The following is a 24,686-nucleotide window of genomic DNA, read 5'->3' as shown; positions in this document are numbered from 1 at the left end:
GCCGGCCGCTACCGGCCGGCCCCACCCCGACGCAGTTCAGTTGTAGCCGACGGCGGGCAGTCGGGCGGTCACCGCATTGGCGTACGTCACGTTGCCGGTGTCCTTCGGATGGAACGAGGCGCGGCTGATGCAGACCTGGAGACCGACAGTGATCCAGCCGACGCAGGGGGCGTCAGAATCACCCTCGACCAATCGGAAGTCTCCCTCGCCCTCCGGCCCGGCCACCACCCCGTTGATGTCGTCGGGCACCAGGATGTCGTGGTTGGTGTCGTACTTGCGGCAGGTGCCGTGGTCGAGCAGCCCCTCGACCATGTCGGTGAACTGGACCCTGAGCCCCGCCGACCGGGCCTGGTCGACCATGGCTCGTTGGCCGTCGCGCAGGTGCAGAGCGAGCCGGTTCAGCATGCTCATCTCGCTGCTGGTGAGCCGACCGAAGACGCACTGATCCTGATGGTAGTCAGCGAACAGGCGCGGATAACCGACAAGCATGATCGTGGCGTTGGGTGCGCGGGCCGCGATCGCCTCGATCAACTGACGTACCTGGTGATGCGAGCTGTCGATCCGTTGCTGCACCGTCGACTCGTAGCCCGGGGTGTCGCAGGACTCCATCGCGCAGTGTTCCATCGTGCGAGGGAATTCGGCGTCGTTGCCGCCGGCCGAGAGCAGCACCAGGGTGGTGTTACCGTCCAGCGCACCCGACTCGATCTGCGACATCTCCCGGAACTGCCCCTCGGCCCGTAGCCGGTACGCACCGAACGTGTCCGGCGGGCTCTGCCAGTGACCCGGCGTCGACGTACCCCTCATCTTCGCGGCAGTCGCTCCGGAGCAGCTGACGAACTGGAAGTCGACGTTCGGGTCGTGTGCCGCCACCCGATCCTTGATCGAACTGGACGATCCGGGAAGCCGGGTCAGCATCTGCCACGACCGGTTGGTCCGCCGGCAGGCGTTCCAGGACTCGTTGCCGTAGTTGTTGTCCGTCTCGCCGTAGTAGCCGCCGGCACCCTCGCCCGAACCGTACGAGTCGCCCATCGCCACCACGAAGTGCCGGGGCTTGGCGGCCAGCGGAACGAACGCCACCGCGTCCCAGGCCACGTCCTCCACGCCCTTGCCGTCCTCGGTGATGTTCGTCAACTCGACGTACTGCGCCGCCTGGTTGGAGAACTGGTAGGTGCCCAGCTTCACCCACCGGTGCTGCTCGGTCCGGGTCGGGATGTACCGGGTCTTCACCCCCTGCCCGGTGTTGATCGTGTACTTCGCCTGCTGGGTGTGTGCCCCGTGGTCCGGCACGTGCACCATCACCGTGGCCCAGCCGTTCAACCTGTTGGTCGTCGTCCAACGCCCGGTGACCTTGTGCGGGGAACTCTCGGACGCCTGACTGTGCGCGAACCAGAAATGGCCACCGAAGCCACCGCCGATCTGGTGGGTGTCCACCTTCCCGGGGTAGATGGTCGTCCCGTTCGGCCCTGGTCGTCCCTGGTAGGTGAAGGAGAACTTGCCGACCCGGGTGTGGTTGCGAGCACAGCCCTGCGGGCCGAGCGGGTTGGCGCTGTCGATGTCGTCGACGACGAGGGCGTTGTCCGGCAGGCCGGCCCGGCCGCACTGCGAGTCGTAGATGGCGGTCGCGTACGGGCGCGGCTCGACGCTTGTGTACCGCCGGGTCTCCAGCCCGCAGTTGATGGCACAGTCCGTCCAGGTAACCGGGCCGTTCCACCAGCACTTCAGGTCGTCCCGGGTGCACGGACCCGCCGGTTCGCCCGGGTGGCCGCCGGGCACCTGGGAGGTGGCCGGGTCGCAGGCGTTGCGCGCGGGTACGCAGAAGGTGAACCGGGTCGGCTGTGCCACGAACTTGTTGCGCTCCAGCGCGGTGGAGTACGTCGGTGAGTAGTTGCCCGTCGAGTAGTTGTAGCGGCGCAGCGAGGTGTAGGCGAAGCCCATCACCCGCTCCGGGTACGACCAGTGGTTGGGGTGCTTGGCGTTGTCGTACCCGATGTCGTCGTCGACCGGCGGATTGGCATCCGGCACGTCGAGCGGTGCGGTGAGGAACATCTGTCGATCCGGCGGGTAGTTCGGGTTGCTCGGATTGTTCGCCCAGCCCACACCCCAGGGCTGCGACCCGGCCTGTGGATAGAAGCCCGTGTTGTACGCCCAGATGGCGAACCACCAGTTCTCGATGTACTGCGGGTCGCCGTTGTTGGCGATCAGACCGGCGTCGCGGGTGGTGTTCCACTTGTCCTGAAGGATGCGCAGGCCGGCAGCGGCGTTCGTGGCGTAGTCCAACGCCACCGCCCGCTGCTTGGTGTAGTCCCACTGGACACCGGTGATCCACTGGTCGGTGTCGGACCGCTTCATGCCGGTGGTCACCTGACCGACGCCGTAGCCACAGTCGGTGTGACCCCAGTCGATCTTTGTGACGTCGGGGTTCGTCAGATTCAGCCCGTAGAACCCGAGACTGGTCAGGGGGTTACCGGCGAGCCCGTCCACGGCGTGCCAGCTGGCCTGGAGCAGGTTCGACTCCTGCGCCAGAATGCCGAGGAACACCTGGGCCGGCACGAAGCCACCGCCCGACAGTGGCAGCGAGGGAAACATCCCCTGCGGCGAATACGCCGGCAGCCCGTTGTTGGCCCAGTTGGCCGGGCGCTGGAAGGTCAACTGGCCGCGTACCGCGAGGTTGGCGGCCCACTCCATCTGCTCCCGGCTGGGCTGGTAGACCTGGATGTTCTCGTCGTTGCGGGGCACCGCGCAGGACCGGTCCGGATCCCACGGCACGGTCGCCGGGTCCGGATCGGCGGCCGAGGTCCGGGCGTCCGTGCCGCCGCCGGAACTGTCATCGGAGCCGCCGGCCGCAACTGTCCGCGCCCGGCCCTGCCGGTCCAGCGTCGGCGCCACGCTGAACGCCACATCCGACCCGTCGGCGAGTTGAGCCGAGATCGCCACCCGGTCCGGTCGGCCGTCACCAGCGCCGCCACCCTGCCTGGCCGCCTCGGTGCCGGTACGCACCCGCGTCACCACCAGGTCACCGCTCCGCGACACGGCACTGTCCGGCAGCGCGTCCACAGACCGCCACCGGGTCGGCAACGATCGGCCGGCGAGCCGGGCACCACTACGACCACCCACCACGAAGACCCGACCGTCCGCACCGGGCCGCAGCTTGACCGAGCCGAGCGGTGCCGAGGCAACCGTCGTCAGCTCGCCGCCCGCGTAGCGGACCAGGTCGGTGGTGTCGGCCCGAGCCACCTGGAATGCGACGTCGTCGGCCCCGTCGGGCAGCAGGCGGAAGGGGGTCCCCTCGGTGCGGGCCCGGGTGGTGAGCCGGCCCTGCCGGTCGATGCTGACCAGTTCGGCACCCTTGGCGGCGACGATCGTCTGCCCCACCGGGATGGCGGAGGTGACCTGGCCGGGTGTGACGACCTGACGACCACCGCCCGTGCGGCGGGTGTCCACCGTGGTGAGTACCGTCCGCGCGTCGGTGCCCGCCGCTGGGGTCGCCGGCAGTTCCAGCCGAGTCAGCACCACGCTCTCCCCGCTGCCGCAGCCCGGGTTGTGGTACGCGAGTGAGTAACGTTCGGGCAGCTTGGTGACCCGGCCCGTCGCCAGGTGCACCACGGCCGCGAACGCCCCCGCGTTGGACAGCGTCTCCCGGTTGGTGAACTGCCTGGGAGCGTAGACCGCCACCGCCGTGCGACCGGACCCGGTGAGGCACGCCTGACCCACCCACTGGTCCGTCGCCACGCCGGGCTCCGCCAGGGTCGTCACGGTCCGCCACTGGTAGGCCGTATCGGCATCCGCCACCAGAATGTGCAGGCCGGTCTCGTCAGCCGAGGTGGTCATCACGCGATCGGCCGAACGCCGCCAGGACTTCCCGAGCCGACGGTCCGGATCCAGTACCCGATCCGGTGCGAGCGGTGCCGCCTGCGGCGGGCGGGGCGGCCCGGGATCAGGATCTGGAGTGGACGGCGCGGCTGACGCCGCGGTGCCGGACGGCGCCAGCGGAACAAGGACCACCAACGCCAGCAACGAGACAAGGGCACGACGCACGACGACCTCCGTGAATCCGCACGCGGAGGCTCAGATTCACAGAGGTCATCATCAGCGGGTCATCGCCGCGCCACCGGCACGTCACGCCGACCCGCGCCACCCCACGACCCGCCGCTCGGCGGGTCCGTCACACGGCCCGACGACCCTCGAAGGCCCGGCCCAGGGTGATCTCGTCGGCGTACTCCAGGTCGCCGCCCACCGGCAACCCACTGGCCAACCGGGTCACCGCGATCCCCATCGGCTTCACCATCAACGCCAGATAGGTGGCGGTCGCCTCGCCCTCGGTGTTGGGGTCGGTGGCCAGGATCAGCTCCCGCACAGCGCCGCCGCCGAGACGGGTCATCAACTCGCGGATGCGCAGATTGTCCGGCCCGATGCCCTCCAGCGGATTGATCGCCCCGCCGAGCACGTGGTACCGGCCGCGGAACTCACCGGTCCGCTCGATCGCCACCACGTCCTTCGGTTCCTCGACCACGCAGATCACCTCGTCGGTGCGGCGCGGGTCGCGGCAGATCCGGCACGTGTCGGACTCGGCCACGTTGTAGCAACTGGTGCAGAACCGCACCAGCTCCTTGACCTTGCGCAGCGCGCCGGCCAGCCGGTTGACGTCGGCCGGGTCGGCGGACAGCACGTGAAAGGCGATCCGCTGGGCACTCTTGGGCCCCACGCCGGGCAGCCGGCCCAGCTCGTCGATCAGATCCTGGATGGCGCCCTCGTACATCTGTGGGCTCAGAACCCGGGCAGGCCGAGGCCGCCCATCCCGCCCGCGACCGGGCCCATCTTCTGCTCGGTCAACTCGCGGGCCGCCTCGGTGGCGTTGTGCAGTGCGGCGACGACGAGATCCTCCAGCGTCTCCACGTCGTCCGGGTCGACGGCCTTCGGGTCGATCTTGATGCTCTTGATCTCGCCGGAGCCGGCGACGACAGCGGTCACCAGGCCGCCACCGGCGGTGCCGGTCACCTCGGCCTCGGCCAGCTCAGCCTGCGCCTTGGCGATCTGCTGCTGCATCTTCTGCGCCTGCTTCAGCATCTGCTGCATGTTCGGCTGTCCACCAGGCCGCACGATGACTCCCTCGACTCGCCTTTTCTGCCGCCGCCCACCCTAACGCCACCCACCGACCTACCCCGCGCGCCGCACCCCGGTCACCTTTCTTCCCGCCGATCTTGCACTTCTGGTCGCCCTTATGCCGGCTTCGGCAGCATTCGCGGAGACGAGAACTGCAAGATCGACGCTGAGGGGTGGGGTGGGGTGGGGTGGGTTAGTCGCTGATTTTTTCGACGGTGCCGAAGGCGTCGCGGAGCAGGCGTACGGCCTGTTCCTCGCTCGACTCGCGGGCGGTCTTCTCGTCGACGATCTCGTCGAGTGGCTCGTCACCCGGATCGAAGCCCTCGTAGGCGGGAGTGGCGGGCGGTTGAGCAACGCCGGGACGTCCCGCGCCACCGCGCAACGGGCCGTCGAAATCCGGGTCGTACGGCGGTTCGCCGGCGAACTCCGCGTCCGCGGTCTGCCGGACCCCCTTGGCGGTACGCGTCCCCCGCCCGGCCGCGGCCGCCCGAGCCGCCGCGATCGCGCTGCTCACCGGGGCACCACCGGAGCTGCCACTGCCGTTGGGCGCTCCCGCCTGGCGCGGTGCGGCACCGGGCCCATGGCCGCCCGACCCACCGTTCGCCCGAGCCCCACCCGACCCGGCGGTCGTAGCCGCTCCAGCCGATCCGACGAACGTCCGCGCCCCGTCCGGCCCACCGGCGTGCGTCCCCGCGCCGTCCGGGCCGGCGACCGGTGAGCCGTCACCCGCGCCACGGCTCGACGGGACGCCCGGCGCAACCGGGTCCGCCGAGGTGTGCGAGCCAGCCGCCGGAGGGTCGCCCGACGGGTCCGCCGCCGCGTCGACCGACCCGCCGCCGGGACGGGCCGCCTCCGGCCAGTCGTCGGCAGCGGACGGGGCGCTGCCACCTGGGCGGGCCGGCTCGGGCCAGTCGTCGTCGCTGTCCTCAGCCGTGGTGGCAGCCGGAGTATCCGACCGACGGGCGCCAGCGGCACCGCCGGAGCGGCCTGATCGGCCCGCCCTGCGGGCACCTGCGGACTGGCGTCGACCGGGGCCGGGCCGGGAGCGGACGGGCTGCGGTGCGGACCAGGCGACGCCCCGCCCCGTTCACCGGCCACCTCGCAGCGGATCTGCCAGCGCCCGCCCAACTCCTCGTAGAGCGCGTCGGTGAGCACCTGCGCGTGGTCGGACATCATCCGGGCCAGCACCGCCGACTTCACAGTCAGCACGAGGGTGTCCCCGTCGAGGTCACGGACGACCGCGTCGCGCATCAGCGCGGCGATCCGCTTGTTGCTCCGGTTGACCTTGCCGACCACCTCCGGCCAGACCCGGCGCACCGCGACCGCGTCCAGTGCGCCGGGAGCCGCCGCACCGGGACGAGGGGTTCCGGGGTCGCCGGGTCGGGCATGACGGCCGACGCCGGCACGGGTCGCCGGGCGTGGCCGCGTCGGTCGGCACACCGTCCTGGGTGCCGCCCGGTCGCGCCGGACGGCCGTCACCGGGTCCGCCGGCCGGACCGGCAGCGGTCCCGTTCATGCCGGCGCGGTGACCGTCGGCTCCGCCAAAGGCTGCGGTACCGCCCGCACCAGGACCGGCCGTCGAGGTCACTCCGTCACGACCGGCTGCCGGGTTCGCGCCGCCAGGACCGGCTGCCGGGTTCGCGCCGCCAGGACCGGCGTTCCGAGTCGTGCCGCCGAAGCCAGCCGACGACGACCCGTCGCCATGACCGGCCGACGCCAGGTCGCCCCGAGACGAGTGGGGTGACCGCCGCCGCTGTCGGCCGCCAGGACGCGCTGTCGCGGCCGGTAGCCGAGGCGGCGCCCGCACCGGATGCTGGCGAGGTGGCGGTAGCCGGCGCGGCAGCGCCGGTCCCGGCCCGGTTCGCGGCGGCAGCCGCGGGCGCGGCGGGAGGCTGGGTGCGTACCGCCGGGGGGTTGGTGGCGGGCGGCGGCGCGTCGGTGCCGGCGAGGGTGAGCCGGCGCTCCATCCGTTCGAGGCGTTGGAGCAGGCCGCCGGTGGAGTCGTCGACACCCGGCAGCAGCATCCGGGCGCAGATCAGTTCGAGCAGCAGCCGGGGCGCGGTGGTGCCGCGCATCTCCACCAGGCCGTCGTGCACGATGTCGGCGCAGCGGGACAGGATGCCCGGGCCGAGCTGCTGCGCCTGGGCGGCCATCCGCTCGATCTGGTCGTCCGGCCCGTCGATGAGGCCCTTGGCCACCGCGTCGGGAACCTGCTGGAGCACGATCAGGTCGCGCAGCCGTTCCAGCAGGTCGGCGGCGAACCGGCGAGGGTCGTGCCCGGCCTCGGCGACCCGGTCGACGGTGGCGTACGCGGCGGCACCGTCCCCGGCGGCGAGGGCGTCGCACATCTCGTCGATGAGCGCCGCGTCGGTCACCCCGAGCAGCGCGGCGGCCCGGGCGTAGCTCACCCCGTCGGGACCGGCACCGGCGATGAGCTGGTCGAGTACGGAGAGGCTGTCCCGGGCGCTGCCGCCACCGGCGCGCACCACGAGCGGGAACACCGCCGGCTCGACCTGCACCCCCTCGGCCTCGCAGAGCTGCTCAAGATAGGGCCGGAGCACCTTCGGCGGGATCAGCCGGAACGGGTAGTGGTGGGTCCGCGACTTGATGGTACCGAGGACCTTCTCCGGCTCGGTGGTGGCGAAGATGAACTTGACGTACTCCGGCGGCTCCTCGACCAGCTTCAGCAACGCGTTGAAGCCGGCCGACGAGACCATGTGCGCCTCGTCGATCACATAGATCTTGAAACGGCTGTTGGCCGGCGCGAAGAACGCCTTCTCCCGCAGCTCACGGGCGTCGTCCACACCACCGTGGCTGGCCGCGTCGATCTCGATGACGTCGATCGAGCCAGCCCCGTCGCCGGCCAGCGAGCGACAGGAGTCGCAGGTGCCGCAGGGCTCCGGGGTGGGCCCGTGCTCGCAGTTGAGCGAGCGGGCCAGGATGCGGGCGCTCGAGGTCTTTCCGCAGCCGCGCGGGCCGGAGAAGAGGTACGCGTGGTTGAGCCGCCCGCTACGCAGCGCCTGCGACAGCGGCTCGGTGACGTGCTCCTGCCCGATGACCTCGGCGAAGGTACGCGGCCGGTACTTGCGGTAGAGCGCCAGTGCCACGGCGTCCCGCCTCCTCTCGACCGAGCCATTCTGCGCCGACCTCGCCCGCCTGACCACCCACCCCGCCGAGTCGCCCCGGGTGGCCCGCCCGGCTTCCGGCAGGCCGCGCCCCTGAATGATCCACTCGACGTGCCGGCCGCCGGCTGACCCACTGGACGCGCGGGCCGCAGGTGATCCACTCCGGTTGCGGCATCTTGCGGCCTCCAGCGGCCGGGAAACCCCAGGATGCCGCAACTGGAGAACGCCAGCGAGCGCCGGAGAGCGCCGGAGACAGAAAGGCCCCCCGTGCACCCGGCAGAGCTCGCTTATCCTTGCTGCCTTCCGGCCCTGGGGAGGTTCACGAGATACCGCCGCACGGGAGGTGCCCCCAGCCTACCCGACCGGCCACGGATCCTCAGGGGGTGGTGGGGTGGGAAGCTCGGCGCGGACCTGTATCCTGGCTCGCGGAGGATTCGCCTAGAGGCCTAGGGCGCACGCTTGGAAAGCGTGTTGGGTTAACACCCTCACGAGTTCGAATCTCGTATCCTCCGCTCACCTGAGCAGGTAGATGTAAGGCCCCGACCGATTCCAGGTCGGGGCCTTTCTCGTGGTCGGCACCCGGGCGAGCACCGCCAGGAATCCTGGCTGACGCCAACCCGCCGCGCACCCACCGCCGCGAACTCCGCCGCCAGGTCCCCTGTCGACTTCTTGATCATGGCTGATCGGTGTGGCACGATGCGGCCACCACGTCGCAGACGCGGTCCTGAGCCATGGGGGACCTCTTGACGCCCTTCCGTCATGTCGGATTGATCCTGACAGGAGCCATCGCGGGTGGCCTGCTGCTGGCGCCGCCGGCCCATGCCGAACCGAGTTACCACGACACCAAGATCCTGAGCACCACCATCAACAACGGCAGACCGATCGTCATGGGCACCAGCGGACTGGTCGAGGTGCCGGTGCGGACGGAGATCTACGACGACTCCGGTGGAGTCGTACGGATCAGCGCGAGGCTGCGTACCATCGGCGGCGGCTACTTCTTCGTCTTCCTGGAGGGCACGCCCGGCTACGAGATGAACTGCGTGACAGCCACCGCCACCACGCAGATCTGCACCGGAACCGCGATGGTTCGTCAGTACCACGTGGACAACGCGTCGGCGGGCCGTCCCGTCCACCTGTCGATTCACGGCTACGCGCTCGACGGTGGGCGTTACGACAACCTGATAAGTGCGGCGGCGGACAGTGTTCCACTGCTGAAGCAGACCTGGCTGGCAACGGCGAATGCGACGCCGGAGCCGGTCCGCAAGAACGGCACCCTGACCGTCTCAGGGCAGCTCACCCAGCCCAACTGGAACCACCTCACGGCCGACGGCAGCACCTACGTGGTGGTCGGCTATCCGAGCCAGCCGGTCCAGCTCCAGTTCAAGAAGGCCGGTGCCACCTCGTACAGCACCGTCAAGACCGTCACCGCCGGTTCCGACGGCACGCTGAAGACGACAGTCAAGGCCACCACCTCGGGTACGTGGCGATGGTCGTTCGCCGGCAGCAGCACTTCCGTCGGCTCAACCTCGGGCGCGGACAGCGTGACCCTCTACAAGGTTTCCAAGCTGACCGTGAACGCCGCTCCGGAGCCGGTGGTCAAGGGCGGCAAGCTCACCGTCACCGGTCGGCTGACCCGGGCCACCACCGACGCCGCCAGCACCTTCGCCGGGTACGCGAAGCAGCCGGTAAAGCTCCAGTTCCGCAAGTCCGGCAGCAGCACGTACACGACTGTCAAGACCGTCTACACCGACGCCAAGGGCTACCTGAAGACGACCACCACCAGCAAGGCCGCCGGCTACTGGCGCTTCTCATACGCGGGGAACGCCACGGTCGCGTCCGTCTCGGCCGCAGGTGATCACGTGGCCCTTAAGAAGTAGCACGTCGCGGAACCCCTGCCCGTTGGGGGAATCCCGTGGCTGTCACGCCCTCCGGCACCGGTGCCGGAGGGTGTCTTCTTGGTGTCGCCAGCCTGGACCGCCCCGTCCCCGACTCGCCGCACCGGCACACCGCCGCGAGACCGCACCACAGCTAGGCCGCACCGCCGCCAGGCCGCACCGAACCGCTTCGGCCATTCATGATCGGTAGACGGTATATATCGTCAGCCGTACTATCTTCCTCATGCAGGAGCCCACATTTCTGATCCTCACCGCGCTGGCGGCGCAGCCGCTACACGGTTACGGGGTCATCCGGGCGGTCGACGAGCTGTCGGCGGGCGAGGTCAAGTTGCGGCCGGGCACCCTCTACGGTGCGCTGGACCGGCTGACCGAGCAGGGCCTGGTCACCGTCGACCGGGAGGAGGCGGTCGAAGGCCGACTGCGCCGCTACTACCGGCTCAGCGACGCCGGAGCCGCCGCGTTGCAGGCACAGGTCGAGCGGCTGCGCCGGCACGCCGCTGCGGCCGAGGTCCAGTTGGGCAGACGCCTGGGCGGTGCGCTGAGCTTCGGCCGGATGAGCGCCCCGACCGCAGGCGAGGTGACCGGATGACCGCCGCCTGGCCGGCACCGGACCCCAACGCTGCCTGGCCGGCATCCGACCCCAGCGCAGCACGGCCGGCCAACGACGGGAACTCCGCCGCCAGGCCGGCCCACGACTCCAGCACCCCGAGCCCGAGCACCGCCGCATGGCCGACCGCCGACAACCGCCTGGAGCGTGGGTACCGCACGCTGCTGCTCGCCTACCCGCGTCGGCACCGGCGGCGGCACGGCACCGAGGTGGTAACCACGCTGCTGGAGATGGCGGAGCCGGGCCAGCGCCGACCCCGGGTCGCCGAGGCCCTGCACCTAATCGGCAGCGGCCTGCGACTGCGGTTCCGGCTGCCGGCCGGTCGGCCGTTCATGGCGATCGCGGCGGTGCTCACCGCGTTGACGATTGGCGGCTTCGGTGCCGCCGCCGGCTCGTGGCTGGGTGCCCAGACCTTCGCCGACCTGCCCGACGAGGCAGGCATGGCCAGACTCACCAAGCAGGCCGGCGGAGACGACACCATTCACCTCCTTTACTCGTCGTCATCGTGGACCGCCGACACGGCCCATTCGTCCAGTCAGGCCGACGGCACCTGGGATGCCGACCAAGTCCGGGAGCGGTTCGCCGCCGATGGCTGGTCGGTCTCCGGCTTCACCCCGATCACCGGCATGTCGGGCACCGTCGACGACAGTGGCTCGCCCATCGAGGTTCCGCTGCACGGCAAGCGTTTCACCGCCGAGTCCGGCGGCCTGATCGTCAACGTGACGGGCTGGAACCCGGCGGAGAACAGCGCCGTCGACCTTCCCAGTCACGTCTCGTTCTACGCGATGCCGAAGCAGACCACAGCGTTCCTGCCGCTTGTCGTCGTCGGCACCGCCGCCGGGCTGCTCACCGGCTGGCTGGTCGCGGCGGCCGTCGCGTACCGGATGGCGGCAGCGCCGCCCGGACGACGCCGCACCGCCGCCGCGCTCTGGGGCGCGACCCTGACGGCGCTGGCCCTGCCGGCTGTCGCGCTCTACGGCAACGTCATGCGGGTGTTTCGGGACGGCAGCGTCGAAGGCGGCCCGCCGCTGACCGTGCACAGTGCCTTCACGCCCGGCGAGTACTACCCGTTCGGCCCGCAGTGGCTCGTGCTCGCGCTCACCGTCGCCGGGCTCGTGGTCGCCGTCGCGGCGACCGTCACCGCCCGTCCGGGCGAGCAACCACCACAGCCCGGCGTCGTACCGGGCTGACGCGCGACAACGGGGGCAGGGGCCGTTCCGACCGGGAGCGGCCCCTGGTCATGCGCCGGCCCCGTCCCGGTCCGGCTCCCGCGACGGTACGCGGACAGCCTCCTGACCTCGCACACGCGCCCAGGACACGAAGCGGTCGAACAGCCCGACCGCCGACGAGGTGTCACCGAGCTGCGCGTCCGCTTGGGCGTACAGGGTCGCGAGGTGAACCAGCAGCGCGACCCGATCGCCCCGGTACTGGCGGAGGAGCCGGAGTTTCGCCGCGCCGCACGGCCACCGGGCACCGCAGTTCCGGCAACGCCAGGTCGGGCGGGACGGCACGTGTTCCGGGCGACGACGCCTCATCGGCGCACCGCCCCGGACGGTTGGCCCACGTCAAACGGTTGGCCCACCTCGGAGGGCTGACCCAGCTCGGACGATTGGCCCAGCTCGGACGATTGGCCCAGCTCGGACGATTGGCCCGGCCCGGAAGATTGGCCCACCTCGGTCGGTCGGCCCGGCCCGGCGCGCAGGTGCGAAGCACGGTCGCCGCTCCGGATCAGGCCGGCCGGCATCAGGAACAGCTCGCGGCGCTCCACCGCGTCGCCCCTGGCGTCGAGTTGGTAGCACTCGATCCAGGTCCAGCCGTCATAGGTGGTCCGGTCGGTGCGGTGCCGGATGACCCGGACCGTGATCGGACGGACGAACTGCGGGGATGCCGTGCGGGTCAGTAGGAGTAGCTCCCCCGGCGTGATCGACCCGACGCACTCACCCGGCGCGGGACGGCGGCACCGATGCTGCACTGCTCACCTCGCTCCGTCCGGCGGTCGAACTGCCTGCACAGGTCATCCGGCGCGCGTCTCGGGAGCAGGCTGAGTCGTCTGCGCTCTCAGCTCGACAGGCGGCGCAGGTGCAGGTACCCCCCGCGCCGGCTCGGCGACGCCGCGAGACCGCACCGGCCCACGCCGCGAGGTCCGTGCCCGCCCCACCCCGACGCCACCGCCGAGCGGTGCTGGATGGGGGCCGCCGTGGTTGCTCGCCCGGCGGCGGCCCCCCGATGGCACGACCGCCGGGTCAAGGGGGATGAACCTCCACCGGCCGCGCCATCGACACCCTCAACTTGCCGCACGTGACGAGACAACTACATGGCGTGTGGGTATGGTCGGCGGATATTCGAGACGTCCGATGGGAGGCGGCCATGAACGACGCGCTGCGGGTGGCGCTGCGGGACACCGGGCACACGATCGAGTCGCTCGCGGAACGCGTCGGCGTCGACCCGAAGACGGTCAGCCGGTGGTTGCTCGAAGATCGGATCCCGCATGCCCGGCACCGGCTCACGGCGGCAGATGCGCTCCAAAAGAATGTCTCGGACATTTGGCCGGACATTTCGAGACGTCGGGCGCTGGTCTGGTTCCGCCCCTGGCAGGAGATCGAGCGCGAAGCGACCACGCTGCGATCCTTCGAGTCCATGGTCGTGCCAGGCCTGCTCCAGACCGAGGCGTACGCCCGCGCGGTGCTCGCCGGCGGCGGCCTGATCCCGCGCAGCGAGGTGGCACGGCTTGTCGACCACCGGATGTCCCGCCAGTTGATCCTGCACCGCGAGGAGCCGCCGTTGCTCACCGCCGTACTTGACGAGGCGGTGCTGCGCCGGCCGGTCGGCGGCCCGGCCGTCATGCGCGAGCAACTGCTGGCACTCGCCGAGGCGTCCACCCGGCCGCATATCCGGGTGCATGTGGTGCCGTCCACAGTGGGCGAATACGCTGGAGTGAATGGCCCGTTCGTGCTGGCGACCGCGCCCGATCACCGCATCGCCGGCTACCTGGACAACCAGTTGCAGGGGCAGGTGGTCAGCGAGCAGGCCGAGATCGCGGCGATACTTGCCGCGTGGGAGAACGTGCGCGGCGAGACACTGTCGCACTGGCAGTCGGTCGACCTGATCAGGGAGGTGGCGGAGTCATGGCAGTGAACGACACCCCGGAGCTGTCCGGCGCCCGGTGGCACACGAGCAGCCGCAGCAGCGGCAACGGCGGCAACTGCGTCGAGGTCGCCAGGAACCTGCCCGACGTGGTCGGCGTGCGCGACTCGAAGGACCCGGCCGGCCCGGCGCTGGTGTTCAGCCCGGCCGCCTGGCGTGCCTTCGTCGCCAGCGTCGACGAGACCTGACCACCGTCGTACACATGTTCTATCCACAGGTTGTGGACGCCGGGTGAGTTACCAGCTCAGCGCGGTCGTCGCGGACGCCGAGCTGCTGCGCGAGGAGACCCGCGAGCTGGATCATGCCGTGCTCGGTGAGCTGCGGCAGGACTTCGCGTTGCTGCCGGTCACGCCGCAGCTCGTGCTGGAGCTGACCGGCGACCCGCCGGACTACCTCACCGACGAGCCCGGCCCGGAGCAACCGTTCGAGCTGGTCCTCTCCCCCGCGCTGACCGAGGTCCTGGCCCGCTGGTCGGTGCGCGGCCCGCTGGCGTACGTCGAGGCGGAGTTCGCCGGTGGGACCGGGCACCAGGCCGCGGCGGTCTGGCTGGGCGGCGCCCTCGCCTGGGGGCCACGCTTCGACGCGGCGCTCGACGGGCCACGCCCGGCGTGGCCGATCAACGCGGCGCTTGTCGAGCTGGGCGTGGAGCCGGGCCGGTGGATCGACCCCTTCGCCGAGCTGGGGTTACACGTCGAGCGGAGCACCGAGGGGTGGCTCGCGCACGGGCGGCGAGGGCTCAGCGCCGACTATTGGGACGAATTGGCCGACGAATGGGAGTCTCGGCAATAACCTCAGCGCCCCCGTCACGTTGGGGACTGGGGGATTCTGATGAAATTGCGACAATTCGGCTTCATCGCCGCACTGCTTCTGGCTGCCTCGGCATCGGGTAGCGGAGTCATGCCACCGGACAGCATCGCCGTCCGCGAGCCCGTCGCATCGGTGAGCGTCGTCGATCTCGACGGAGTGGCCGATGTGGACTTCGGTGACTCGGAGAGCGAGCTGACCCGGCGCGGCATACTGCGTACCGACGTCGACGCCTGCGGCCCGACGCTAACCGGGTACGACGAGTTCAGCCCGATCTTCATCGAGGATCGGCTGGTGCTGCTCTGGGCCGGCGACCCGGTCCACACCCCGGAGGGCATCGCGGCCGGCTCACCCGTCGCCGAGGTCCGGGCGAGCTATCCGACCGTACGCGAACTGCTCGCTCCACAGGGGACGTACCGCTTCGACGGCCTGCTCGCCCGCGACGGCGACCGCGCGTACCTGTTCCTGCACGACGGCCATACGGTGCGAAAGATCATCGCCGGCTACGCCAACTGGGCGCACCGTCTCTTCGTCGAGGGCCACGCCCCCTGCTGACGAGATCTTGGTACGAACCTGCCCTCCGAGGGGCGCGTCCGTACCAAGATCTCGTCGCGGGTGCTCAGTAGTAGAGGCCACCGGACTGAGGGGTGGCGAGGCGACGGCCGTACCACTTGGGCCAGACGAAGTCGGTACGCATGCTCAGGCCGCTCCATGAGGTGGACTGCGGCACGAGACCGCCGGAGCCGCCGTGGAACAGGGCGACCGACCCGGACCCGAACCCGGCCGAGTCACCGGACACCTCCTCGCCGGGCGAGGTAACCACCGCGTCCAGCGGGCCGCTGCCGTTCAGGTTGAGGATCGCCACCGCGCCACCGAACCGGTCGGCCCGCTCTGCACCGCCCGGCACGACCGCGTGGTCCTGGTCGAAGCCCTGTGCGCCGGTGCCGGTCAACCCGGAGGCCGACCCCTTCAACAGCGCGACGGTGCCCGCCTCGGCCTTCGTGCCGATCGCCTCACCCGGAGCACCCACCAGCACGTCCGCCCGACCATCCCCGGTCACGTCGCCCACCGCGAGCGTCGCGCCGAACAGGTCACCGGCCTCCGCCGAGCCCGGCACCCCGGCCGTACGCTGCGAGAAGAGCTTCACCGAACCGCCGGACAGTCCGGTCGAGTTGCCGGGGAAGACCGCGACCATGCCCTCGTTGCCGTTCGGGTTCTGCGTGAACGGCGCTCCGGCGATCACCTCGCCCGACCCGTCGCCGTTGACGTCGCCAACCGCGAGCGCCATGCCCAGATCCCACACGTAGCTGTCACTTCGGCCGGTCGCCGCGCGTAGCGCCGCCCCGGTGACCGAGGTGGCCCCGCTGAGCTTCACCCCGCTCGCCGAACCCCACATCAGCGTGAGCATGCCGCTGCCTGTCGGGGAGCTGCTCTGGTTCTCCTGCGGCGCCCCGATCACCAGGTCGGCGTAGCTGTTGCTGTTGACCTTCCCGATCGCCAGGGTCCATCCGAAGTGGTCACCACGTTCGGCCGAGCCGGGCACCGCCGCCTGGTCCTGGTGCAACTGCTGCGCACCGGTCCCGCTCAGGCCACCGACGCCGCCGTACAGCACGGTGACCGCGCCGGCCTCCTTGATGCTGCCGATCGCCTCGCCGTACGCCCCGATCGCCAGGTCGTCCCGGCCGTCGCCGTTGAGGTCACCGGCGGCCAGCGCCGAGCCGAACCAGTCCTCCTGCTCCGAGTCACCCGGCACGCCTGGCGAACTCTGGCTGAAATGCTTCGCCGAGCCGATAGCCAGGCCGGTGCTGCTGCCCGGAACCACCCACACTCCGCCCGCGTGCACCTTCGCGGTGGGGTCGTACTCGGCCAGGTCACCCATCGCCAGGTCGTCGTAGCCGTCCCCGTTGAAGTCCCCGGCGGCGAGAACATCGCCGAAGCGCAACTCGCCGCCGCCCGCCGAGATCAAGCTCGTGTAGTAGTCGACGTGCGGTGCCGACGAGTAACGCACCACGACCAGGCCGGCCGGTGACTCGGGCCGGGTGTACTCGTACGGGTCGGCGGAGGCCGCGATGTCGTCGACGCCGTCACCGTCGAAGTCGGACCGGGTCTGCCCACTACCCGTGACCGGGGTGACCGCCTTCGCCACCCGGTGCACCTGAAGGGTGACCCCCTCCCGGGTCACCGACAAAACCTCGGCCGCCGCCGCCCCGGCCGGCACACCCACCGCCAGGCTGGCCGCCACCGCCAGCACCGACACCCCGGCAATTCTCCGCCGCATGGAAAGACCCCGTTCTGCTGTACGTGCTGCTCGTCTGTGATCTGGGGGCGGGTGCGCTCAGTAGAGATAGCCGCCGCTCTGCGGGCCGGCGATCCGCATTCCGTACCGTCGCGGCCAGAGCCGATCGGTACGCAGCGACAGCCCGCTCCACGAACCGGCCTGGGCGACCAACCCGGTCGATGAACCGTGGAACCGCGAGATGGTGCCCGACGGGTATCCGCCCACGTCGCCCGCAACCTCCTCCCCACTCGACGCGACGATCGCGTCCAGCGGGCCGGTGCCGTTGAGGTTGAGGATCGCCACCGAGCTACCGAACACGTCGCCGCGCTCCGCACCACCGGGGACGACCGAATGGTCCTGGTCGAAACCCTGGGCACCGGTGCCGGTCAGCCCGGACGCGGAGCCCTTCAGCAATGCGAAGGTGCCCGCCCCGGCCTTCGTGCCGATCGCCTCGCCCGGCGCACCCACCAGCACGTCCGCCCGGCCGTCGCCGGTCACGTCACCAACCGCGAGCGTCCCGCCGAAGTTGTCCTCCTGCTCCGGTGATCCTGGCACTCCCGCCGTACGCTGGCTGATGATCTTCGCGGCGTCGCGGGACAGGCCACCGCTGCGGCCGGTGAAGACGGCGATGAGGCCCGCATTGATGGCCGGCGTCTGAGCGCCGGGCGCACCTGCGACCACCTCGCCGAGTCCGTCGCCGTCGACGTCACCGATCGCGAGCGTCTCACCGAGATACCAGGCGACGGTGTTCTCGTCGCCCGTCTTCGGGTAGACCGCCGCCCCGGTGACGGAGGTGGCCCCGCTGAGCTTCACCCCGCTGGCCGACCCCCACATCAGGGTCACCATGCCGGTGCCTTCCCAGGACTGGCCGTCGTTCTCCTGCGGCGCACCGATGACCAGGTCGGCGTACCTGTCGTTGTTGACCCTCCCGATGGCGAGGGTCCGGCCGAAGTGGTCTTCGCGTTCGGCGGAACCCGGAACCGCCGCCTGGTCCTGGTGCAGCTGCTGGGCACCGACGGTGGTCACGCCACCAACGCTGCCGTAGAGGACGGTGACCGCGCCCGCGTCCTCGACGCTGCCGATCGCCTCCCGGAACGCGCCGACCGCCAGGTCGTCGCGGCCGTCACCGTTGATGTCACCGGCCGCGAGCGCCGACCCGAACGAGTCGAGCTCCTCGGCGCCACCCGGGACCCCAGCGGAACTCTGGTTGACGTGCTGCACCGAGTCGACCACCAGGCCGGTGCGGCTGCCCGGGATGACCCAGACCCCGCCGGCCCGGGTCTTGTTGCCGGGGTCCACCTCGTCCATGTCGCCGATCGCCAGGTCGTCGTAGCCGTCGCCGTTGAAGTCGCCGGCCACCAACGCCAGACCGAAACAGTGACAGCCACCGTCGGGCGGCAGCACCCCGGCGAAATAGTCGACCTGCGGCGCGGACGAGTAGCGCACCACCACCACGCCAGTCGGATAGTGCGGCAGGTTGAAGTCGCCCGGGTCACCCGTGACGGCGATGTCGTCGACACCGTCACCGTCGAAGTCCGAACGGGTGGCACCCGTCCCCGTCACCGCGGTGGTGGTCTTCGCCACCCGGTGGTACTGAAGGGTGACGCCTTCCCGATCAAGGGTCCGGAACTCGTCCGCCGCCTGCGCTGGGGCGCTCACCACCAAGCCGGCCGCCACCGCCAGCGCCGACACTCCGGCCACTCTCCGCCGCATCGCCAACCTCACCATCTGGGGCCGCACCGGCTACCGATGCACCAGGTCCCGGCCGTACCACTCAACGGAAATGCGGTCGGTGTTCAGCGACCTCCCGCTCCACGACGTCGACTGCGGGACGAGCCCGCCGGAAGCTCCGTGGAACCGCGACAATGTCCCGGAGGCATCCCCTGCCACTTCCTCGTCGGGCGATCCCACCACGGCGTCCAGCGGGCCGGTGCCGTTGAGGTTCAGGATCGCCACCGAGGCGCCGAACCGGTCGCCGCTTTCCGCCGCCCCCGGAACCACCGAGTGGTTCTGGTCGAAGCCCTGGGCGCCGCTGGCGGTCAACCCCGACGCGCTTCCCTTGAGCAGCGCGATCGTGCCCGCCTCGGCCCTCGTACCGATCGCCTCGCCCGGCGCACCGATCAGCACGTCGGCCCGGCCGTCGCCGGTCACGTCACCCACCGCGAGCGCTTCGCCGAACCGGTCCTCGTCCTCCTGCGTGCCCGGCACGCCCGGCGTGGCCTGCGTGAACACCTTCACGGCGCTGCCGGAGAGACCACCGGTGCGGCGGCCGGTGAAGACCGCGACCAGACCGGCGTTGATGTTCGGCTCCGGGCCCTGGGCACTCGGCGCTCCGGCGACAACCTCACCCAGCCCGTCTCCGTTGACATCACCGACCGCGAGCGACCTGCCCAGATACCAGGCAACGGTGAACCGATGGCCGGTCGCGTGGTGGATCGCGGCGCCGGTGACCGAGGTGGCGCCGCTGAGCTTCACCCCGCTTGCCGATCCCCACATCAGGGTGACCATCCCGCTTCCGGCCGCGCCCGAACCGTCGTTCTCGTTGGGCGCGCCGACGACCAGGTCGGCGTACCTGTTGTTGTTGACCTTCCCGATCGCCAGAGACCGCCCGAAGAGGTCCCGACGTTCCGCCGTGCCGGGCACCGCGGACTGGTTCTGATGCAGTTGCTGCACGCCGCTGGCGGTCAGGCCGTCGACCCCGCCGTAGAGGACAGTGACCGCACCCGCCTCCTCCACACTCCCGATCGACTCTCCGGGGGCACCGACGGCCAGATCGTCCCGCCCGTCACCGTTGATGTCGCCCGTGGCCAGGGACAAGCCGAACCTGTCGTGGGCCTCCGAATCGCCGGGCACACCCGGCGACCCCTGGGTGAATCGCCGGGTCGAGTCGACCACCAGGCCGGTACGGCTGCCCGGGATGATCCAGACGGCGCCACCGGGGGCCTTGTTGCTCAGGTCGACCTCTAGTTCGGCGCCGATCGCCAGATCGTCGAACCCGTCACCATTGAAGTCACCGGCCGCCAGATCGCTGCCGAAAGCAGCTGGAAGGTTGATGGTCCATGTGCCGTTCAGGTAGTCGACCTGCGGCGCGGACGAATACCGCACCACGACCCCACCGGTCGCGTAGTAGGGGATCGCGTCGGTACCGCCGATTTCGGCAGCTACCGCGATGTCGTCGACACCGTCCCCGTCGAAGTCGGATCGGGTGGCACCCGTCCCCTGCACCGGGGTGGCCGCCTTCGCTACCCGCAGGTGCTGCATGACGACACCGTCCCGGGTGATGTTCCGGACCTCGCTCGCCGCCTGTGCCGGTGCACTCACCGCCAGCCCGGCCAACACCGTCAGAACACTCATCCCGGCAAGTTTGCGCCGCATCGAAAATCCTCACATCCCCGTAGTCGCTCCCACATCCTAGGGATACGTAGATCAAAAACCATGTCCGGTCGGCCATACCTGACAACCTCCACGGCCGGAGTTGCTGGCCGGCGTATCTCTTACCTGTCGCAGTGGCGACGACCGGCTCGGAGCGCCGCCGCCGAGGTCCACGATCTACCGCCGACAGTTGCCCGGACCATCGGCTTCTGAGGTGCTCGGACCGACGAGCAGTTGCTGAAGTTCCGGCACGTGTGGGTCGTGATGCACGATCCGAACGGCAAGCGGGCGGCGGCGGCGATGCTGGGTCTTCGGGGCATGGCGTTCTAAGGAGGGTTGATGTCGCTGGACGGGTGGCTGGCATGCATCGAGTGCCGGATGTGCCTCGCTCTGGGCAAGCCGATCCGGCCCGATGGCGACGAAATCCGCTACTTCCAGGTGGGATACGTGGCGAACTCCGCCCAGCCGGACCTGACACGAGCGCTCTGGAAATTCCTGGCCGACCACGCCGGCCACCCGCTCCGGGTGCTCGTCACGGGCCAGCCTGGCTACGACGACCTTGAACACTTCATCGAAATCGGCGGTGACGCCGCGCCGGGCATCCCGTTCGAGGAGTACCTGCGGGATTTCCCGGGCTGACCACGACCGGGCAGCAGACCGCCTCCTGAGCACCGGCTGAGACCGAGTGCGCAGCGCCCGGCCGGTCCTGACGGACCGTGCCGGGCGTTTCGCCTGTTCACGAGCGGTGGCGGAGGGATTTGAACCCTCGGAGGGCGTAAACCCTCACACGCTTTCGAGGCGTGCTCCTTAGGCCGCTCGGACACGCCACCGCCGACGAGGGTACAGGACCACAGGTTCCGACGCCGAACCGGTCCCGGCCAGCCCGGCCTGGCAGGATCAACGCCATGAGTACGCACATCGGCGCGAAGCCGGGCGAGATCGCCGAGCGGGTCCTGATGCCGGGAGACCCCCTGCGGGCCAAGTGGATCGCGGAGACCTACCTTGAGGGCGCGAACTGCTACTCGACGGTCCGGGGCATGCTGGGCTTCACCGGACGCTGGAACGGCGTCGAGGTTTCCGTGCAGGGCTCCGGGATGGGCATGCCCTCGGCGTCGATCTACGCCCACGAGTTGGTGAACGAGTACGGCGTGAAGTCGCTGATCCGGGTCGGCTCGTGCGGCGCGCTCACCGAGGATCTCCAGTTGCGCGACGTGATCGCGGCGATCGGGTCGTCCACCGACTCGAACATGAACCGGATGCGCTTCGACGGGCTGATCGACTACGCCCCGGTCGCCGACTTCGGGTTGCTGCGTACCTCGGTTGAGGTGGCCGAGCGGCGCGGCATCGCCATGCGGGTCGGGCCGATCCTGGCCGCGGACGCCTTCTACACCGACCGGCCGGACCTCTACGACAGTCTCGCGGAGTACGGCGTGCTGGCGGTGGAGATGGAGTCGGCGGCGCTGTACACGATCGCGGCCCGGTTCAAGGCGCGGGCGCTGACCCTGCTGACCGTGAGCGATCACATCAAGACCGGCGAGAAGACCACCTCCCAGGAGCGGGAGCAGACCTTCAGCCAGATGGTCGAGATCGCCTTGGACACCATCACCGCCTGAGCGCCGCCGCGACGTCCCGCCACCCCCCGTGTGGTGGCGGGACGTGCTGTGTCGGCGTCGGTGTGACGGTCTCCACTCGATAAATATATACGACCGGTCGTTCTTTTTAGTAGTCTCGCCGTATGAACGTCGACGGCCGGCTCGCCCGGGGGCAGCGCACCCGCACCGCCGTGCTGGACGCCGCCGTCAGCCTGGCCTCCGCGAGCGGTCTCGACGGGCTCTCGCTCGGACATCTCGCCGAGTCGCTCGGGGTCAGCAAGTCCGGCCTCTTCGCGCACTGGCGCTCCAAGGAGGAGTTGCAGCTCGCCACCATCGACCGGGCCGTCGCCCAGTGGCAGGAACAGATAATCGCCCCGGCGCTGCGCACCCCCCGGGGCGTACGCCGGATCCACGCCCTGCACGAGGCCCGGATCGTCTTCTACGCCGGCCGGGTGCTGCCCGGCGGCTGCTTCTTCGCCACCACTGAGTTCGAGTTCAATGCCCGGCCCGGCGCGGTCCGTGACCGCCTCGCCGAGGTCATCGCGGCCTGGACGGCGTTCCTGGAACGGCTCGTCGCCGAGGCGGTCGAGCTGGGCGAGCTGCCCGCCGACACCGATGTCGCGCTGCTGGCGTACGAGATCGACGCCTACGGCATCGCCGCCGCCATGCGCTCCCGCCTACTCGACCCGGAGGTCACCTACCGGCACGCCCGCTCGGGCGTGCTGGGCCGCCTGCGGGCGCTCTGCCCCGATCCCGCTCTGCTACCGGAAGGCCCGTCATGAGTAACGCAGTCGCCGAACAGCCGGCCGTCGAGTACGGCCACGTCGAGCCCGCCATGGTCCACTTCGACGATCTCGACGCGCTCGGCATCCTGCACAACGCCCGGTACGCGCTGCTGCTGGAACGGGCGCTCACCGCGTACTGGTCCGACCGTGGCGTCGCCTACCAGGCCGGACGGGCCAGCACGCCCGACGTGTTCCACGCGGTACGCGAGTTCACCATCAGCTACCTCGCGCCCGTCACCGGCACCGGCCCGGTCGCCGTGCACTTCTGGCTGGAGCACCTCGGCACCAGCAGCGCCCGGTACGCCTTCCGCTTCCATTCGCTCGACGGCACCACGACGTACGCGGAAGGACACCGCGCGGTCGTCCGCCTCGACCCGGCGACCCTGCGACCGGCCGCCTGGACCGACACCGCCCGGGCGGTCGCCAGCACGCTGCTCCGCTCCTGACCCTCGGCGTCAGCGGAAGAAGGCGCGCAGGACGGCGGCGGTCTCGGCTTCCAGGATGCCGCCGTACACCTCGGGCCGGTGGTTGAGCCGGCGGTCGCGCAGCACGTCCCAGAGCGAACCGGCGGCGCCGGTCTTGGGTTCCCAGGCACCGAAGACCACTGTCGAGACCCGGGCCAGCACCAGCGCACCGGCGCACATCGTGCAGGGTTCGAGGGTCACCACGAGGGTGCAGCCGTCCAGCCGCCAGTGTCCCAGCCGCTCGGCCGCCCGGCGCAGACCCAGCCGGCCACAGAAGGGGACGCGGTGAGTCGGGAGCGGGCCGGTGAGATCGCACTGGCGCAGGCCGGTGGCGGGCGGATCACCGAGACGGACCGGGACGAGGAGAACGGCCGGGCCATCTGGGAGGTCGAGATCGTCAACGGCGGTACCGAGCACGAGATCGACGTCGACCGGCAGTCCGGTGAGATCGTCAAGGCCGAGCAGGAGCCGGCGGACGAGGACGAGGACGACCGGGACGAGGACGACCGGGACGACGACTGACCCGAGCCTCTCGGGTCGGTGACGGCCCACCGGCACCCTCGGAGCGGCACCCCCGCCGCGGGGGTGCCCGCGTCTTCACGCCTCGGTTCGGTGCAGCCAGGCCAGCAGGTCCGGCGGCGCCAGGGCGGCGGCCCGGGAGTGGTAGCGGGCACGCGCCGCCGCGTCGAGCAGCGCGCGGCCCTGACCGGACCGACCGCTGCGGAAGAAGGCGTTGCGGTCCTTGAGCACTCCGGCGGCGTCGGGCGCGAGTCGGTCGGCGCGGGCCCGCATCCTTTCGAAGGTGGCCGCCTCCACCAGATCAGGTCCGGGCGGTTCGAGGCCCAGACGCTCGGCCAGGCGCCGCATCTGCCCGGACAGGTCGACTCGGAGGTCGTCGTAGTGGACGAGGTGCACGTTCGGTTGGTGCCGACGGGCCCAGGCGTCGCCCAGGTGCCACAGGACACCCGGCAGCGAGTCCAGTTCGGCATGTGGATCCGGGTCCGCGTCGATCCAGCGTACGAGCGCCTGCCCGACCGGCGGACGGGGGTGGGCCGGCTCCGGCGGTGCGGGCTGACCGGTCAGCTCGGCGAGCCGGACGCGATCCAGATTGGCGCCCTGGTGGTGCAGTGAGACCGCAGCGTCGAGTGGATGGCGGGCCACCACCACGTAGTGCACCCGGGAATCACTCGGCACCCCGTCCAGCGGCGTGTGGGTCTTGATGAAGCGCCGGTGCCGCTGGGCGGCCAGCCGGGCGTACACCCGCTCCGGCGGCTCGACCAACCAGTCGAGCCAGGGCGACAGCTCGGTCAGCGGCGCCGGCAGTTCCGGCGTACGCAGCACCAGCAGGGCACAGATCATCTGCATCCAGGTCGTCCCGCTCTTGGAACGCGTGCTGATGACGATGTCACCGGGGCGGAAGGGGAAGCCCTGCCAGCGGGCGCTGTCCTCGTCGGCGGACCGATACCTGGTCAGTGCGTCAGACACCGCGCGAGGATAGTCGGGGAGTTGACACCTGTCCG

General features: G+C 70.6%; 24 protein-coding genes, 2 tRNA genes, 1 other RNA gene and 1 pseudogene. 13 read left to right on the top strand and 15 right to left on the bottom strand.

The window, feature by feature from the left end:
- Positions 1-36: 36 nt before the first annotated feature.
- The 7 genes and pseudogenes from ENC19_RS27910 to ffs form a co-directional block, all read right to left on the bottom strand.
- Complete coding sequence (locus ENC19_RS27910) at positions 37-3,828, bottom strand: golvesin C-terminal-like domain-containing protein (RefSeq protein WP_164450031.1); 3,792 nt, start codon at positions 3,826-3,828, stop codon at positions 37-39.
- Between the two features lie 334 nt (positions 3,829-4,162).
- A complete protein-coding gene (recR, locus tag ENC19_RS27905; protein ID WP_164450030.1) occupies positions 4,163-4,756 on the bottom strand; it encodes a recombination mediator RecR in 594 nt (197 codons plus the stop codon).
- Positions 4,757-4,764: 8 nt separating this feature from the next.
- Positions 4,765-5,073, bottom strand: coding sequence for a YbaB/EbfC family nucleoid-associated protein (locus tag ENC19_RS27900; protein ID WP_166459246.1), 309 nt, complete (start codon positions 5,071-5,073; stop codon positions 4,765-4,767).
- Positions 5,074-5,293: 220 nt separating this feature from the next.
- Positions 5,294-5,614 carry a hypothetical protein gene (locus ENC19_RS32000; protein WP_164450028.1) on the bottom strand — a complete coding sequence of 107 codons (321 nt, stop codon included), beginning with the start codon at positions 5,612-5,614 and terminating at the stop codon, positions 5,294-5,296.
- Complete coding sequence (locus ENC19_RS31995) at positions 5,611-6,417, bottom strand: hypothetical protein (protein WP_408058119.1); 807 nt, start codon at positions 6,415-6,417, stop codon at positions 5,611-5,613. The genes ENC19_RS32000 and ENC19_RS31995 overlap by 4 nt, the downstream gene beginning before the upstream one ends.
- 466 nt (positions 6,418-6,883) lie before the next feature.
- Positions 6,884-8,207: pseudogene (locus ENC19_RS30740) on the bottom strand (DNA polymerase III subunit gamma and tau); the annotation flags it as partial.
- Between the two features lie 274 nt (positions 8,208-8,481).
- Positions 8,482-8,571: signal recognition particle sRNA small type (gene ffs / locus ENC19_RS27880), an RNA gene on the bottom strand.
- Positions 8,572-8,652: 81 nt separating this feature from the next.
- On the opposite strand from ffs, the gene ENC19_RS27875 reads away from it, so the two are divergent.
- From ENC19_RS27875 to ENC19_RS27860, 4 genes are all read left to right on the top strand, one after another.
- Positions 8,653-8,737, top strand: a tRNA-Ser gene (locus ENC19_RS27875).
- A gap of 255 nt (positions 8,738-8,992) precedes the next feature.
- Positions 8,993-10,102 carry a hypothetical protein gene (locus tag ENC19_RS27870; RefSeq protein ID WP_164450027.1) on the top strand — a complete coding sequence of 370 codons (1,110 nt, stop codon included), beginning with the start codon at positions 8,993-8,995 and terminating at the stop codon, positions 10,100-10,102.
- A 241-nt stretch (positions 10,103-10,343) separates the two neighbouring features.
- Positions 10,344-10,709 (top strand): PadR family transcriptional regulator, encoded by a 366-nt coding sequence (locus tag ENC19_RS27865; RefSeq protein ID WP_164450026.1) that lies wholly within the window; start codon positions 10,344-10,346, stop codon positions 10,707-10,709.
- Complete coding sequence (locus tag ENC19_RS27860; protein ID WP_164450025.1) at positions 10,706-11,917, top strand: hypothetical protein; 1,212 nt, start codon at positions 10,706-10,708, stop codon at positions 11,915-11,917. The genes ENC19_RS27865 and ENC19_RS27860 overlap by 4 nt, the downstream gene beginning before the upstream one ends.
- 48 nt (positions 11,918-11,965) lie before the next feature.
- On the opposite strand, the gene ENC19_RS27855 is transcribed toward ENC19_RS27860, so the two are convergent.
- Together ENC19_RS27855 and ENC19_RS29440 are read right to left on the bottom strand one after the other, a co-directional pair.
- Complete coding sequence (locus tag ENC19_RS27855; protein WP_164450024.1) at positions 11,966-12,262, bottom strand: flavin reductase; 297 nt, start codon at positions 12,260-12,262, stop codon at positions 11,966-11,968.
- The gene (locus ENC19_RS29440; protein WP_166459215.1) at positions 12,259-12,699 is read right to left on the bottom strand and encodes a hypothetical protein; all 441 of its coding nucleotides are present in this window, start codon (positions 12,697-12,699) and stop codon (positions 12,259-12,261) included. The genes ENC19_RS27855 and ENC19_RS29440 overlap by 4 nt, the downstream gene beginning before the upstream one ends.
- A gap of 395 nt (positions 12,700-13,094) precedes the next feature.
- On the opposite strand from ENC19_RS29440, the gene ENC19_RS27845 reads away from it, so the two are divergent.
- The 4 genes from ENC19_RS27845 to ENC19_RS27830 are packed head-to-tail and all read left to right on the top strand — an operon-like array spanning position 13,095 to position 15,230.
- Positions 13,095-13,862, top strand: a complete 768-nt coding sequence (locus tag ENC19_RS27845) for a helix-turn-helix domain-containing protein (protein ID WP_164450023.1) — start codon at positions 13,095-13,097, stop codon at positions 13,860-13,862.
- Positions 13,853-14,059 (top strand): DUF397 domain-containing protein, encoded by a 207-nt coding sequence (locus ENC19_RS27840; protein WP_164450022.1) that lies wholly within the window; start codon positions 13,853-13,855, stop codon positions 14,057-14,059. Before ENC19_RS27845 ends, ENC19_RS27840 begins: the two co-directional genes overlap by 10 nt.
- A gap of 43 nt (positions 14,060-14,102) precedes the next feature.
- A complete protein-coding gene (locus tag ENC19_RS27835) occupies positions 14,103-14,660 on the top strand; it encodes a hypothetical protein (RefSeq protein WP_164450021.1) in 558 nt (185 codons plus the stop codon).
- Between the two features lie 39 nt (positions 14,661-14,699).
- The gene (locus ENC19_RS27830) at positions 14,700-15,230 is read left to right on the top strand and encodes a hypothetical protein (protein ID WP_164450020.1); all 531 of its coding nucleotides are present in this window, start codon (positions 14,700-14,702) and stop codon (positions 15,228-15,230) included.
- Between the two features lie 64 nt (positions 15,231-15,294).
- On the opposite strand, the gene ENC19_RS27825 is transcribed toward ENC19_RS27830, so the two are convergent.
- Genes ENC19_RS27825 through ENC19_RS27815 form a run of 3 tightly spaced genes read right to left on the bottom strand, consistent with a single transcriptional unit; the run spans position 15,295 to position 20,307 of the window.
- Entirely contained in the window at positions 15,295-16,953 is a 1,659-nt protein-coding gene (locus ENC19_RS27825) for an FG-GAP-like repeat-containing protein (protein ID WP_164450019.1), read from the bottom strand.
- A 57-nt stretch (positions 16,954-17,010) separates the two neighbouring features.
- A complete protein-coding gene (locus ENC19_RS27820; protein WP_164450018.1) occupies positions 17,011-18,666 on the bottom strand; it encodes an FG-GAP-like repeat-containing protein in 1,656 nt (551 codons plus the stop codon).
- A gap of 30 nt (positions 18,667-18,696) precedes the next feature.
- Positions 18,697-20,307 (bottom strand): FG-GAP and VCBS repeat-containing protein, encoded by a 1,611-nt coding sequence (locus ENC19_RS27815; RefSeq protein WP_164450017.1) that lies wholly within the window; start codon positions 20,305-20,307, stop codon positions 18,697-18,699.
- 357 nt (positions 20,308-20,664) lie between these two features.
- Here ENC19_RS27815 and ENC19_RS27810 point away from each other — a divergent pair, with 357 nt between their 5' ends.
- Entirely contained in the window at positions 20,665-20,964 is a 300-nt protein-coding gene (locus ENC19_RS27810) for a hypothetical protein (RefSeq protein ID WP_164450016.1), read from the top strand.
- Between the two features lie 104 nt (positions 20,965-21,068).
- On the opposite strand, the gene ENC19_RS27805 is transcribed toward ENC19_RS27810, so the two are convergent.
- Positions 21,069-21,155: transfer RNA gene (locus ENC19_RS27805), tRNA-Ser, on the bottom strand.
- A gap of 75 nt (positions 21,156-21,230) precedes the next feature.
- Here ENC19_RS27805 and deoD point away from each other — a divergent pair.
- The 3 genes from deoD (at position 21,231) to ENC19_RS27790 (ending at position 23,148) form a co-directional block, all read left to right on the top strand.
- Positions 21,231-21,938, top strand: coding sequence for a purine-nucleoside phosphorylase (deoD, locus tag ENC19_RS27800; RefSeq protein ID WP_164450015.1), 708 nt, complete (start codon positions 21,231-21,233; stop codon positions 21,936-21,938).
- A 122-nt stretch (positions 21,939-22,060) separates the two neighbouring features.
- On the top strand, positions 22,061-22,699 hold the full coding sequence (locus ENC19_RS27795) for a TetR/AcrR family transcriptional regulator (RefSeq protein WP_164450014.1): 639 nt from the start codon (positions 22,061-22,063) through the stop codon (positions 22,697-22,699).
- Complete coding sequence (locus ENC19_RS27790) at positions 22,696-23,148, top strand: acyl-CoA thioesterase (RefSeq protein WP_164450013.1); 453 nt, start codon at positions 22,696-22,698, stop codon at positions 23,146-23,148. Before ENC19_RS27795 ends, ENC19_RS27790 begins: the two co-directional genes overlap by 4 nt.
- Positions 23,149-23,157: 9 nt before the next feature.
- Here ENC19_RS27790 and ENC19_RS29435 read toward each other — a convergent pair whose 3' ends face one another.
- A complete protein-coding gene (locus ENC19_RS29435) occupies positions 23,158-23,583 on the bottom strand; it encodes a nucleoside deaminase (RefSeq protein ID WP_309246183.1) in 426 nt (141 codons plus the stop codon).
- On the opposite strand from ENC19_RS29435, the gene ENC19_RS29430 reads away from it, so the two are divergent.
- Positions 23,506-23,688: a PepSY domain-containing protein gene (locus tag ENC19_RS29430; protein ID WP_309246190.1), complete on the top strand. Its 183-nt coding sequence runs from the start codon at positions 23,506-23,508 to the stop codon at positions 23,686-23,688. The genes ENC19_RS29435 and ENC19_RS29430 overlap by 78 nt on opposite strands.
- Before the next feature lie 75 nt (positions 23,689-23,763).
- On the opposite strand, the gene ENC19_RS27780 is transcribed toward ENC19_RS29430, so the two are convergent.
- A complete protein-coding gene (locus tag ENC19_RS27780) occupies positions 23,764-24,651 on the bottom strand; it encodes a sulfotransferase domain-containing protein (RefSeq protein ID WP_164450011.1) in 888 nt (295 codons plus the stop codon).
- Positions 24,652-24,686 lie beyond the last annotated feature (35 nt).

The sequence above is a fragment of the Verrucosispora sioxanthis genome (assembly GCF_010560025.1).
Classification (GTDB): domain Bacteria; phylum Actinomycetota; class Actinomycetes; order Mycobacteriales; family Micromonosporaceae; genus Micromonospora; species Micromonospora palythoicola.
The sequence above is the reverse complement of the archived record's forward strand: the minus strand, read 5'-3'. Positions and strand labels throughout refer to the sequence as shown.